This is a genomic window from Sorangium sp. So ce448 (assembly GCF_051520915.1).
Classification (GTDB): Bacteria; Myxococcota_A; Polyangia; order Polyangiales; family Polyangiaceae; genus Sorangium; species Sorangium cellulosum_B.
Genome location: NZ_CP150343.1, coordinates 6181782 through 6194226, shown reverse-complemented (window position 1 = coordinate 6194226; position 12445 = coordinate 6181782). Strand labels below are relative to the sequence as shown.

At 70.1% G+C, this 12445-nt stretch carries 9 protein-coding genes and 1 pseudogene; 3 read left to right on the top strand and 7 right to left on the bottom strand.

Going from position 1 to position 12445, the window contains the following annotated elements:
- Window positions 1-391: 391 nt before the first annotated feature.
- From WMF45_RS23330 to WMF45_RS23305, 6 genes and pseudogenes are all read right to left on the bottom strand, one after another.
- On the bottom strand, window positions 392-1180 hold the full coding sequence (locus tag WMF45_RS23330) for a hypothetical protein (RefSeq protein ID WP_437719054.1): 789 nt from the start codon (window positions 1178-1180) through the stop codon (window positions 392-394).
- Window positions 1177-2085 (bottom strand): DUF4123 domain-containing protein, encoded by a 909-nt coding sequence (locus tag WMF45_RS23325; RefSeq protein ID WP_437719053.1) that lies wholly within the window; start codon window positions 2083-2085, stop codon window positions 1177-1179. Before WMF45_RS23325 ends, WMF45_RS23330 begins: the two co-directional genes overlap by 4 nt.
- A 106-nt stretch (window positions 2086-2191) precedes the next feature.
- A pseudogene (locus WMF45_RS23320) lies at window positions 2192-2479 on the bottom strand (PAAR domain-containing protein); the annotation flags it as partial.
- 26 nt (window positions 2480-2505) lie between these two features.
- Window positions 2506-4716 carry a type VI secretion system Vgr family protein gene (locus tag WMF45_RS23315; protein ID WP_437719052.1) on the bottom strand — a complete coding sequence of 737 codons (2211 nt, stop codon included), beginning with the start codon at window positions 4714-4716 and terminating at the stop codon, window positions 2506-2508.
- 10 nt (window positions 4717-4726) lie between these two features.
- Window positions 4727-5440: a hypothetical protein gene (locus WMF45_RS23310; protein WP_437719051.1), complete on the bottom strand. Its 714-nt coding sequence runs from the start codon at window positions 5438-5440 to the stop codon at window positions 4727-4729.
- Window positions 5441-5762: 322 nt separating this feature from the next.
- Window positions 5763-7070 carry an extracellular catalytic domain type 1 short-chain-length polyhydroxyalkanoate depolymerase gene (locus tag WMF45_RS23305; protein WP_437719050.1) on the bottom strand — a complete coding sequence of 436 codons (1308 nt, stop codon included), beginning with the start codon at window positions 7068-7070 and terminating at the stop codon, window positions 5763-5765.
- Between the two features lie 372 nt (window positions 7071-7442).
- Here WMF45_RS23305 and WMF45_RS23300 point away from each other — a divergent pair, with 372 nt between their 5' ends.
- Genes WMF45_RS23300 through WMF45_RS23290 form a run of 3 tightly spaced genes read left to right on the top strand, consistent with a single transcriptional unit; the run spans window position 7443 to window position 10760 of the window.
- A complete protein-coding gene (locus WMF45_RS23300) occupies window positions 7443-8969 on the top strand; it encodes a protein kinase domain-containing protein (protein WP_437719049.1) in 1527 nt (508 codons plus the stop codon).
- A 25-nt stretch (window positions 8970-8994) separates the two neighbouring features.
- A complete protein-coding gene (locus WMF45_RS23295) occupies window positions 8995-9960 on the top strand; it encodes a hypothetical protein (RefSeq protein WP_437719048.1) in 966 nt (321 codons plus the stop codon).
- A complete protein-coding gene (locus tag WMF45_RS23290) occupies window positions 9960-10760 on the top strand; it encodes a hypothetical protein (RefSeq protein WP_437719047.1) in 801 nt (266 codons plus the stop codon). The genes WMF45_RS23295 and WMF45_RS23290 overlap by 1 nt, the downstream gene beginning before the upstream one ends.
- A 458-nt stretch (window positions 10761-11218) precedes the next feature.
- Here WMF45_RS23290 and WMF45_RS23285 read toward each other — a convergent pair whose 3' ends face one another.
- A complete protein-coding gene (locus WMF45_RS23285) occupies window positions 11219-12292 on the bottom strand; it encodes an alpha/beta hydrolase (RefSeq protein ID WP_437719046.1) in 1074 nt (357 codons plus the stop codon).
- Window positions 12293-12445: the final 153 nt, after the last annotated feature.

Sequence of the window (12445 nt, the reverse complement as noted above, 5' to 3'; positions counted from 1 at the left end):
ACAGTCTGGACGCCCGGCCGTGTGCTTCAGGACGCTTCCGGCGCTGCGTCTCATCGTCCAGTTCGACGGCTGGACGACTGTAAAGGTGATCGTGGAACTGCAACCCGAGCCCGTAGCCGTGATCGTCACGCTCCCAGCGTTGTCATCAGCGGTAAAGGTGACGGTCGCGTGGCTGCCCGTGTTCGGGCTCAAGCTCCCGGTCCCACTCGTGATCGCCCACGTCGCCGGCGGAGGGGTCGCGGTGAGCGTCACCTCCTCGCCGACTCCGATACGTGTCCGACCACGGTTCGTCGGGGAGGTGACTACGGTCTGGGAGGTGATGGTGAGCGTGGTGCAGGCCTGCACCGGCTGCGGCGGCGGCGTGGGCGCCGGCGGTGTCGGCGGCTTGTTGTCACAGCACGACATCGGCGCGCTTCCCTTCGAGGTGCCGGAGCGCCCGCTCCAGGTAGATCTGCGTCCGCTTCTGCAAGCGCTCAGCGCGCCGCTCCGGGCTCTTGTTGGCCGGATCGCGCAGCGTGGCCCCGACCCAGGGCCACAGCGGATCCTCCGCGACCCCCCACCCGATCCCGAACATCAGCCCGGTGACGACGGCGATCCCCTGGTCCGTCGCCACGTCATATCGCGCCGCCGCGTCCGGGCCCAGGCGGACGAACTGCCGGAGCCGCGCCTCGCCCAGGTGGGCGCAGCGCTGCGGGTAGATCCGCGCCAGCGTGTCGATGGCCGTCTGCTCGTCGCGCAGGGCCGCCGGAGGGACGCCCTCGCCAAGGAATTGCACCAGGTTGCGCAGCGCCTGTATCCCCGCCTGTTTTTGGGGGGCGCTCACAGCGTGGAGGTAGCGGAGCGTCGCCTCGTAAAGGCGCTTCATCCGGACCACCTCGTCGGGCGGGCCCGGATCGCGCAGGATCTCGGCCGCCCACGGGTACAGCGGATCCACGTCAAACGCGGAGCCGAACATCATCATCAGCTCGACATACGACTTGAGGAGCCCCGGGTTGATCACGCCGTAGACGGCCGCCCGCTCGATCCCTAGCCGGATGGCGCGACGCAGCCAGTCGTCGCCGATGATCTCCGCGTGCCGCGCCGAGAACTCGTGCAGGTGGACGACCATCTCGTCCTCGAACTGCTCGAGCACCAGGGTCCGGCCGACCTCGTCAAGCTGTCTCTCGTGGACCCGGATCATGCGTCGAGCTCCAGGCCCGCGGGCTCCGGCGCGGGTGCACGCGTGAGCGCCGCCGGCGCCTCGCGCGCCGTGAGCCGCAGCAGCTCGCCGTCTCTCCCGGCCACCAGAAACGCCTCGATTTCGCCGAAGATCTGCTCCTTCTGCCGCACCCCGCACGTCGGCAAGAACAGCCGCAGCATCCGCGGATCATAGAACCGGAAGTACATCCGCTCCCCGGTCTGGTCGTTGTGCACCATAGTGATGCGCCGGAGCTGCCTCCTCACCTCGTCGAAGGGCCGCCGGCTCGTCAGGTAAATGCCCCACCGCTTGTCCCACCCCTCCAGCACGAGCTGCTCCAGGAGCCGCGCCCCGCTCGGCAACCGCACGAGGTAGGGCGCCTGCATCGCCAGCGCCTCGCCCTTGATGCCCTCGTAGAGCGAGCGGTACTCCTCCACCGACTCGCGCAGCACCTCGATCACGCGCAGCGTGCGGGCCGCATCGAGCACGGCGAACAGCGGCGCCGGCTCCGCCTGGAGCGCCGCGAGCACCTCCTGCTGCGCAGGGCTGAGCCGGTCGGTGCCGTCGCCCTTGAGCCCGCTCTCCGCCCGGGGAGGCGTCGCCCCCTCGATGTACACCGAGAACACCGTGCCCCCCGCGCGGATCCAGCCGCCGCTCTTGACCTCGCCCTCCTGCACGGGCTCGCCGTTGAGGAGCGTGCCCTCCCGCGATCTGTCGGCGATCCGGCACGTAGCGCCGTCCCAGCGCAGCTCGCAGTGGACCGCGGACATGCTCCGATCGTCCGGCACGACGAGGTCGGCCCGCTCGGTCCTGCCGATGCGGAGCGTCGCCCCCGGCTCGATCACGACCTTGCGGACCGGGGCCTTCGCCCAGCGGACCTCCACGATGGCGCGCCGCCCGCCGCTCATCGCGCCCCCCTCACGGCGAGCCTCCGGCCTCTTGCTTCGCCTTCTCGCACTCCTCGCAGAACGGCTTGGCGCTGGCCGCGGCGATCGCCACCCCCTGCGCCGACGATCCGATGAGCACCGTCGGGCACCCGAGGACGATGACCCCGCCGTGCTCCATCGAGTCGCCGAGGCGCGCCGCCGGCTTGTTGCCGATGAGCACGGACGACTCGCCCTTGGAGATCTTGTCGGGCGGGCCCACGCACACGGCCATGTCGCCCTCGCGCGCCGCCGGCATGAAGCCGATGATCACCGTGGGCTCTCCGGCGGGCAGGATGGGGCCGCCCACGTGGGGCACCGGCCCCGGCTCGACCTTCGGGCAAACGTGCATGTCGGTCACACGCGCTGCAGGCGGCATCGGTCCCTCCGCTCCTCGACGACCGGTTACTGGCCGATCCCCGTCTTGCTGACGTCATCGGGCTGGGGCTTGGCCGGCTCGGCCACCGTGGCTTCGCGCGGGGCCTTGGGCCCGGCGGGGCTCGCGCCGGCGCCGGATCCGGGAGAACCACCGCTGTTGATCTTGACCAGGCTGCCCTTGATCGTGACCCCGCCCGCGTCGATGCGGATGAATCCGCCCGGGCCCTTGATGGTCAGATCGGAGACGGCCTCCAGCACCAGATCGGTCCCGGCCTTCAGGTGGATCTCCTCGCCGGCCTCGACGGCGTAGTTCTTCCCCACCTTGCCCTGCTGGTCGCCGCCCACCGAGAGCGAGGCCGTCCCGCCGATCGCCTCGTTGCGGCTCCCTTTGACCGTGAGGTGGCTGTCCTTCTCGATCAGCTCGCGCTTCTCCTGCTTGACGATCACGTGCTGCTCGCCGCCGATGAAGAGCAGGTGATCGCCCTCGGTGCGCTCGACCTCGTCCCCCTCGACCCGCTTGCGGAGCGCGCCCTTGATGACGGTCGTGCGGTCGCCCTCGGTGAGCTCGACGCGGCTGCCGTGGGTGAACTCGGAGCGGTTGCCGCCCGTCACCTCGGTCTCGTTCCCCTTCACCAGCTTCTGCCGGTCGTGGCCAACGGTGATCGTCTCGTCGTTCTTGACCAGCCGGCGCTGGTTCTTCTGCGCCTGCATGAACACGAGCTCCTGGCCAGCGAGGTCCTCGAACATGATCTCGTTGAATCCGCCGCCGCCGAGGGAGCTGTTGCTCTTCCACGTGCTCCGCGTCTTGTTCTCCGGCAGCTTGTAAGGGACACGGTTGTTGTTGTTGAACACGCGCCCGACGATCACCGGCTGATCCGGATCTCCTCCGAGGAAGCCGACCAGCACCTCCTGCCCGATCCGGGGGATCGCGATCATCCCGAACCCCGTGCCCGCCCACCCCTGGCTCACGCGGATCCAGCAGGAGCTCCCGGCGTCGTTCGTCCCCTCCCGATCCCAGGGGAACTGGACGCGGACCCGCCCGAACTCGTCCGTGTAGATCTCCTGCCCGGCAGGCCCGACGACGACGGCGCTCTGCACCCCGGTGACGTCCGGCTTCGGCGTCCTCCTCAGCGGCTGATAGGGCACGTCCGCGAACACCGCATGCGCGGATTGCGTCCACTCGGTCCCGACGGCGCCGTGGATCTGGACCTCCGTCACGAGGAGCTTCTTGTCGGGGGCGAGCGCCGCGTGAGGGTGGTGGCCGACGGAGAAGACCGTGCCGGGCGCGAGATCCAGGGCGTTGGTCTCGAACGTGACCGTCCGCCTGGAGACACGATGCCCCGCGAGCACCCGCTCGGCGAGCCCCGCGCCGAACCTCTGAACGTGGCGCGCAACCCCCTTGTCGTCCGCCGCCGGCGTGTCGCCGCCCTGCTGGCCCTCGATCAGGAAGGCGCCCGGCTCGTAGTGGTGCTGCTCGTACCTGTCCTCGGGCGCAGGCGCCTTGGGCGCCTCGCCGGTCAAGGAGAAGGACGGGTTCCGGAAATCGTAGTCGCGGATCGTCGCCGCCCCCGGCCGGACCTCGTACGCGAGCGCCACCTCGGTGACGAACTCCTCCCCGGCGACCAGGTTGGGCGAATCGACGAACGGGAGCGCCGGTGGGGGGCGGGGCGCGCCGAGGTGAAGCTTGTCGCTCAGCGTCAGCACCGAGCCGCTGGCCTCGTCGGTCTCGTAGATGAAAGCGATCCCCGCTTCCTCCAGCAGGCGAGACAGGAAGGTGTAGTCGCTCTCCCCGTACTGGCACCTGTACTCGAGCCTGGGGTACTTGCCGCGGTCGATTCGCCACGCCCCCGTGATGCCCCACTCGGCGAAGATCTCGTCGGCGATGTCGGGGATCGAGAGGTGCTGGTAGATGCGGTGGTTTCGCCGCTGGGTGAGGAGCCACAGCGTCGGCATGATCCGGAGATGGTACGTGGAGACGCCGGTCGTCTCGGCCTGCAGCTGCTCGATGTGGCTGCAGATGCCCGTCCAGTAACGTGTGCCGAGGCGAGCGAAGGCGATTCCATTGGCGATGCGGAGGGAGGCCTCCTTGCCGACGATCGACTCGAGGTCGATGTCCGCGTTCGGCGAGACCGCCCGCACCGACAGAGAGAAGAGACCCGAGACGCTCTCCTGGACATCGAAGCGACGCACGTCGAGCGAGGTCTCCCCGGATTCGAACGCGAGCTGGATCAGCGACATGAGGCCACCTCTAAATAGGACGCATGACAGGGACGAACAGCTCGTCCGCCTCGTCGTCGGATAGTCCGATGGTCGGACGCACGATCCAGTCGCGAAACAGGTCCCCCTTCGCGGCAGGGACGATCTGCTGGAACGTCGGCGGGAACCTGCTCGGCCCACGGCACTCGTCGCACGGGTGGAAGACCGGCGAGAAGGAGCGGTTCTTGTGGCTGCCGACCGAGCCGTACGTATCCCATACGGCGAGCGACGCCCGTCTCGAGACACCCCGGCACAGATCGAGCGGCCTGATCCCGGGCCGCACGGCCACATAGAAGCCGATGAGGTCGCTCACCAGATCTTCCTCACTGAAGCTGCTGTCATTGGCCCTCGTGAGCGAGAAGGGGAAGCTCCCCTGCATCTCCTCGAACGCGTACGAGACCTCCATGAAGATGGACAGCGCCACGGACTCCTTCTGCGCGGGGCTCAATCCCCGCCTCACGAAGTAGATGCGCGTCTCGGCGGCTGTCAGGCCCCGCCACCGCATGTCTTGCGTGTAGGTGACCTTGAACCCGCTCGCTCCGGGCCTTCGTGAAGCAAGCCCGCTCTCGGTGGTGATCTGGCGCCACAGGCTGGCGGCGCCCACGTGGGGGCGCCGCGACCGCGAGTCGGCGTGGCCCGTGTCCAGCCAGCCGCAGTTGCAGGTGTAGACGAGCACCCCCCTCTCCACGTCCTCCCTGGTGCTCACAGCGTCCCCCTCCTCCCGACCGCGTCCGAGCAGGGCGCAGCAGTCGGGCAGCAGCGTAACCTACCGGCCAGGCGCTTGTCCATCGTGGTGGTGACCTTCCATACGGGTGCCCACTACAGCCTGAGCCGCCCTGATTCGGCTGGGCCCGGTGCGCGACCTCGCCGACGCAGGCTCGACGCGCTGCAGATGGCACGAGTGTTGGAGCCCAGGGACCAAGCGCCGAGCGACGCCTCGTCCTCGTGCTACGCCTCGCAGGCGAGGGCGGGCTTCGTGCAGGTCCCTCGACGCCGCGAAACCTCGCGTACGTGCTCGCGCGTCACGCTCACACAGTCGATCGGCGACGGCGGCGGACCACCGCACCAAGCCCTGCCACGAGCAATCCGGCGAGCGCGCCGCCGGGCAGCTGACCCCTGGAGGCCGCGCTGAAGCTGCACCCACCGTCGTCCGACGCGCTGTCGCCGCCTGTCGGGGTCGGATCGCTGTCTCCGGAAGCGGTGCTTCCTCCCGCGTTGCTCGTCGAGCCGCCCGTGGTGGCTCCGCTGGTGCCTTGCGCCGCGCCTCCGGTGGTCGCTCCGCTCCCCGTGCTGCCGCTCGCGCCGCCACCCGTGCTGCTGCTCGCGCCGCCACCCGTGCCCGACGTGGCGCCGCTCGCGCTGCCACCTTCGCCGCCTGCGCCGGAGGCGCTGCTGCCTCCGCCTGACGCGTCGCTGCCTCCGGTTCCATCACCGCCGCCCGCGCCTTCTCCAGTGGGCGGAGGGTCCATATCCAGCCCGAAGAAGCGCACCGCGTCGGCCCACAAGCCTCGCCCCGAGAGATCGTGCGGCGCGCCTTGCGCGGAGTTCGTCTCCAGGACGAGCGTCCCCGCGGCATTCGTGTAAGAGGCCCGACTCCAGGTATCCGAGGAACCCCTGAAGCTGCTCGTCTTGCTGTCGGACTGACTCAGACCCAGGACGTTCGTCCACTGCGCGATCTCGGCAGCGAAGTTCGGCTCGTAGTTGAGGGTGGTGTCAGCCGTTCCGTGCCAGAGCTGAACCCGAGGCCGCGCGCCCGTGAAGTTCGGGCTCGCCTTGCGCACGATGTCACCCCACTGGGCAGCGGTCCTGTTGGCAGGGGTCGTCCAGCCATAGGCGTTGCCTCCCGTCCAGGCGCCGGCGGGGACACCCGCCAGCACCGAACCCCCGGCGAACACGTCGGGGTAGGCGGCGAGGAGCGCATTCGTCATGCAAGCACCGGAGGACGCCCCCGCAGCGAAGACGCGGGTCGGATCGGCGTGGTGCTGCGTGATGGCGTACAGGACCATCTTGGTGATGGCCTCTCGCTCACCGCTGCGCGCGGGCGTCGCGTCAAAGCAGTTGCCGCCTGCTTGCGGGGTGATGATGAGGAAGCCGTGCTGATCGGCCAGACCCTGGAACCAGCCATGAGCGTTTCCTGCGTTCCCGCTGCAGTAGTGCAGCGAGACCACGATCCCCGGCGAAGCGTCGACCTTGTCCGGGACGTAGAGGTCCATGGGCGTGTTCCCGCCGTAGTTGACCCGTGTCTGCCACGAAGCCGCCAATGACGGCGAAATCGCGAGCAACACGGTTGCGAGGGAAGCGGCGGCGGGAGCGACGAATCGAAGGGTGGTGGTCATTGGCTACCTCGCTATCGCTATATCAATAACAGTCGAGAGGTCGAACAGAAATCGAGTCGTGTAGTCGAGACAAGCTTGATCGCTGGGCGAGGAGGTGTGTCGTTTCGTAACAATCGGTGGGAGTGTGTCATTTCGTAACAATCGATGGAAGGAATGGAAGGGCCCGCCAGCGCCGCGGCCATCGCGGAAGATTCGGTCGTCGTCGCTCTGCTCCCGACGGGTCGCGACTCGTCGGGTAGGAGCGGTCGCGGCAGGGCAGGATAGGCCAATCCATGGCAGCGCTGCCCGGCTGAGGCCGGCGCAGCGGAAAATTGCATGAGCCTCTGACCGTGACGTGGCATAGTGGATGCTCTTCTTCCGCCCTGGCCTGCCATGTCGAGCCCTGACGAGACCACGATTGCCCCCGGGGATGTCCTCCTCGGCAAGTATCGCGTGGAGAGCGTCCTCGGACGGGGCGCCATGGGGCTCGTCGTCGCCGCGCGCCACCTCGCCCTCGACGAGCGCGTCGCGATCAAGGTGCTGTTGCCGAAGTACGTGCGGGATCCGGAGATCCTCCAGCGCTTTCTGAGGGAGGGGCGCGCCGCCGTGCGCGTCCGCAGCCAGCACGTCGTGCGCGTCGCCGACGTCGGCACGCTCGAGAGCGGCGCGCCGTACATGGTGATGGATCACCTCGAGGGGAGGGACCTCGCCGCCGTGCTCGCGGAGAGCGGGCGCCTCGCGGTGCCCGTGGCCGTCGAGCTGGTGCTCCAGGTCTGCGAGGCGCTCGCGGAGGCGCACGCGCAAGGCATCGTCCACCGGGACGTGAAGCCGAGCAACCTGTTCGTCACGCGGAACGCGGACGGTTCGCCGTGCGTCAAGGTGCTCGACTTCGGGATCTCCAAGATGACGCACGCGGAGGACCACGCGTTGACGCGGGTGGGGGGAGTGCTCGGCTCGCCTCTCTACATGTCCCCCGAGCAGCTCCGCTCCTCGAGCGACGTCGACGGCCGCGCGGACATCTATTCGCTGGGCGTCGTCCTCTTCGAGCTGCTCACGGGGCGAACGCCGTTCTTCGCGCACGAGCTCGCGCAGCTCGTCTACCTGGTCACGCAGGGGGAGCCGCAGCGGCCGCGCGCCCTCCGCCCGGACCTCCCGGAGCCGCTGGAGCAGGTGATCCTCGCCGCGATCGCGCGCGATCGCGATCGCCGGTTCCCGACCGTCGCGGATCTCGCGCTCGCGCTGGTGCCGTTCGCTCCGCCGCACGCGCGCGCGGCGGCCGAGCGCCTGTTCGGCGCGCTGCGCGGCGCGCTCCCGGCCGGGGCCCTGCCGCCCGGCGCTGCTCGCACCGCCGCGGCGGTCACTGCGGCCGGGGCGACGCTCCCCGCGTCGACCGTGCCCCTCGGCGGGGGAGCGCTCACCATGGCGCCGCTCGGTACGACGAACCGCAAGCCAGCGTCGCGCGAGAAGCGCGCCGCCGCGATCGGGCTCGGCCTTGCGCTCGCGAGCGGGGGCCTGCTCCTCTGGCGCCTGTCGGACCGGGCCCCGCCCGGCATCGAGCGCGAGTCGGCGTCGTCGGCGGGCCCTCAGGGCGCGGTCCCGGAGCCGCGCCCCGCGCAACCGAGCGCCGGGCCGGAGCCGCGCCCCGCACAGCCGAGCGCCGGGCCGGAGCCGCGCCCCGCGCAGCCCAGCGCCGCGCCGGACGCGGCCGTCGAGCCGGCCGCCAGCGCCGTGCCGCCGTCCGGCGCCGCTCCCGGCGCGTCGGCCGAGGGGCCGCCGCCCGAGGCGCGCGCCCCCGCCACGGGCGCCCCCGCCGCGCAGAAGCCCGCGAGGCCGGGCGGCTCGGCGCAGCCGGCGAAGCGCGGGGCGCCGCAGGGGAAGCGGCCCTCCAGCGCCGACCCGTTCTCGCGCGATGTCTTCTGATACCTTTGGTACCTTCGCCGCCACGATGACGCCGCCGCAGACGAAGAGCCGACCGAAGCGCGGGCGCGCCGCGCGTCTCTGCGCGATCGGCATCGGCCTGGCCGCGGCGATCGCGGGCGGGCGCGCGGCGAGGGCCGAGGACAAGGCGGGCGCCGTGGCGCTGTTCCGGGAGGCGGGGGCGCTCGTCGACGCTGGCCAGGCGCCGCGCGCCTGCCCCAAGTACGAGGAGAGCCTGCGCCTCTACGACAGCGTCAACACCCGCTATTTCCTCGCCGATTGCTACGAGCGCATCGGCAAGATGGCCTCCGCGTGGGCGCACTTCCTCGAGGTCGCCGCGCGGGTGCACGCGAGCGGCGACCGGGTGAAGGAGGCGAAGGCGCGCGAGCGCGCGGCGGCCGTCCAGCCGAAGGTCTCGCGTCTCTCGGTGGTCGTCGAGGCCGCGAGCACGCCGGGCCTCGAGGTGAAGCGCGACGGCACGCCGGTCGGCCCCGGCCAGTGGGGCGTGCCCATGCCGGTCGACGCGGGGATCCACGTGGTCCAGGCGAGCGCGCCGGGCAAGCGGGCGTGGACGGCGCAGGTCGAGGTGAAGCCGGGCGGCGTGACCTCGACCCTCGTCGTGCGCGCGCTGGAGGACGACCCCGCGTCGAGCGACGCGGGCGACGCGGGGGGTGGCCGCCGCACGATCGCGCTCGTCACGGCAGGCGCGGGGGTCGTCGCCGTCGGCGTCGGGGCGGGGCTCGGCTTCGCGGCGAAGTCGAGGTTCGACGAGTCGCGCCCGTTCTGCAACGGCGACCGCTGCGATCGGCGCGGCATGGACATCCGCGGCAGCGCCGTGGCGCGCGCGAACGTCGCGACCGTGGTCTTCGGCGTCGGCCTCGCGGCCATCGCCGGCGGCGGCGTGCTGTGGCTCACCGCGAAGAGCTCGACCCAGGGCGCGTCGCTGGCGATCTCGCCCGCGCTGGGCGGCGCGCTCGTGCAAGGCAGCTTCTGATGCGCTTCCAGGTGCTCACAATCGCCCTCTGCGCGTCGGTGTCGCTGAGCGGATGTGGCCTCGTCCTCGGCATCTCGCCCGGCGAATACGACCCGGATCCGTTTGACCTCGAGGACGGCGCCGGGGGAGCCGGCGGCCCGGACGAGGGGGCGGGCGGCGCCGGCGGCTCGGGCGGCTCGGGCGGCTCGGACGCGGAGCCCGAGCTCCCTGCCTGCACCGCGCTCCTCGACGACCTGGAGGACGGCGACGGCGCGATCTTCCGGTGCAAGGACCGTGTCGGCAGCTGGTACACGTACAACGACGGCACCCGGGGCGGCGCGCAGACCCCTCTGCCCGGCCGCCCGTTCGTACCGGTCTCGCCCGGGCACGACCCGAGCGAGTACGCCGCTCACGTCGCGGGGAGCGGCTTCGTCTCGAGGGGGGCCGGCATGGGGTTCGACCTGAACTTCGCCCCGGGGGGCGCGAAGCTCACCTACGACGCTTCTGGCTACTCGGGCCTGACGTTCTGGGCCAAGGCGGCGGCGCCGACGCACATCTACGTGAACTTCCCCGACCGCAACACCGATCGCGAGGGCGGCGTGTGTGAAGGCACCGGCTGCGGCGACCACTTCGGCGAGGGGATCGACATCACGACCGAGTGGGCGCAGTACACGGTCATGTTCGAACTCCTCAGCACGGACGGCTGGGGCGTGCCCGCGCCCCCGGCGTTCGACGCTGCGCACGCCTACTCGATCGAGTTCCACACGGCGAAGTCGACCGTGTTCGACATGCTCGTGGACGACATCGCGTTCGTCCCGTGACGAAGCCCGGCCCCCTCGGTCACGACCATGATCGTGAGCCATGTCGGGGGCGTGGCCATAACGTTAACCAAGCTTCGCTCCGCGTTCTCCTACCTCCGAACGTTTACGCGGTCGTGGTCGTAAACGTGGTCGTGGTCGTGGTCGTGGTCGTTTACGGCCTATCGTTGACGACCACGTAAACGTAAACGTTGCTGACGACGGGAAGGCGACGAGCGGCGTCCCGCCATCGAGGGCGATGCTCAGGAGATCGGCGTTGTCGGAGACGGAGAGCTCCTCGTCGATCTTGACGTTCTCGAGGCCCTCGAGGTTCGTTACGGGAGCTCGCGCTGACCCGCGCGCAGGACGGCGCGCACGGCGTCGGTCGTGCCCAAGGACGCATTGAGCAGCCGCGGCGGATCCTTCGGTTTGCTCAAGGCATCCTCGTCCGAGCCGTGGCGCGCCGCCTGACGTTCCTCAGGTTATTTCCAGTTCTTGCGCTGGGGATTCTCCCAAGGCGCCTTGCACAACAAGCAATTATCGCCGAAGAAATGGTCCCGCGCGCCCATGTCGTTGTAGATCCAGTAGCGCATCCATGCGACGATCGCGGGCCGCTCTTCGCCGCCGCCGTCGCTCTCGATGTATGCGTGAGGCGCGCCCGTCAGCGTTGCCAGGAATGTGGGCACTTCGGACATGTCGTAGGTGGCCTGCTGGAGGGGCATGCCGACAGTATCCCGGGTGCCAGTCGTCTGCAGCATCGTGCCGTGGAGGTCGGCCGAGGCCCTGTGGCCGTGGATCGAGACGACAGTGGCCACCGCCTCGTGACCGCCGAGTTGCACGGCCGAGGTGCCGCCGACCGAGAAGCCCATCGAGACCGCGTGATCGACGTAGAGCTTGCCCTGGTATTTGCCTGGCGCGTCGTTCTGCTCCAGGATCCAGTTGAGACCATCCTCCATCTTCTTGAGATTGCCTGCGTCGCCGGGGCCGCCGCTGAGGACGGGGCACCCGACGACCACGAAACCGTGAGAAGCAAAGTTCGTCAGCATGTTCGTGTGCACCGCCACCTGCTGGCCGATGCCGGGGCCGAAAACGATCGGAGCGTGCAGGAAGCCGTCCACACCCAAGGGTTCGGGCCTGAACACCGTATAGGCTCCGTTCGGCCCCACGTTCCGCTCCATGGTCGTCGCGAACGGACCCTTGGCAGAGTAATCCGTGATGGGTGGGAGCGCCGAACCACCGGCTCCGCCGGCTCCAGCGCCGCCGGCTCCAGCGCCGCCGTCACCTGCTCCGCCCGCGCCTGCTCCGCCCGCGCCTGCTCCGCCCGCGCCTGCTCCGCCCATTCCACTGGCGCTGGTGTCGGCACCGCTACTGGCCGCGCCACCCGACCCAGCGGTTGCGCCGGTCGACGCCCCGCTGGTGGTGGCTGACACGCTCGAACTGCCCGCACCGGTTGCTTGTGCCGCGCCCCCGTTGTCTTCGCCGCACGCCAGCAGCGCGACGCTCGAGAGCAAGCAGAAGACATTGAAGCGCCTGACGGCTTTCTTTTTGTTGTACATGAGGCCTCTCTGGTTACGTCACGCCAGCGTCAAGCGCCTGCTTCAGGCCGACGATGACGAAGTTGGCAGACAGGTGGTTGCCAGGCGTTCCGCCTTGGAACCGTTGCAACGCTCCCCTGCATGCTGCTCATCTGGAGCGAGAGCCGACCGTCA

Bases quoted from the DNA above. Each gene is read 5' to 3' on its own strand.
- WMF45_RS23290 (WP_437719047.1), top strand. From the start codon at position 9,960: ATGCGCTTCCAGGTGCTCACAATCGCCCTCTGCGCGTCGGTGTCGCTG.
- WMF45_RS23295 (WP_437719048.1), top strand. From the start codon at position 8,995: ATGACGCCGCCGCAGACGAAGAGCCGACCGAAGCGCGGGCGCGCCGCG.
- WMF45_RS23330 (WP_437719054.1), bottom strand. From the start codon at position 1,180: ATGATCCGGGTCCACGAGAGACAGCTTGACGAGGTCGGCCGGACCCTG.
- WMF45_RS23300 (WP_437719049.1), top strand. From the start codon at position 7,443: ATGTCGAGCCCTGACGAGACCACGATTGCCCCCGGGGATGTCCTCCTC.
- WMF45_RS23315 (WP_437719052.1), bottom strand. From the start codon at position 4,716: ATGTCGCTGATCCAGCTCGCGTTCGAATCCGGGGAGACCTCGCTCGAC.
- WMF45_RS23285 (WP_437719046.1), bottom strand. From the start codon at position 12,292: ATGTACAACAAAAAGAAAGCCGTCAGGCGCTTCAATGTCTTCTGCTTG.
- WMF45_RS23305 (WP_437719050.1), bottom strand. From the start codon at position 7,070: ATGACCACCACCCTTCGATTCGTCGCTCCCGCCGCCGCTTCCCTCGCA.
- WMF45_RS23325 (WP_437719053.1), bottom strand. From the start codon at position 2,085: ATGAGCGGCGGGCGGCGCGCCATCGTGGAGGTCCGCTGGGCGAAGGCC.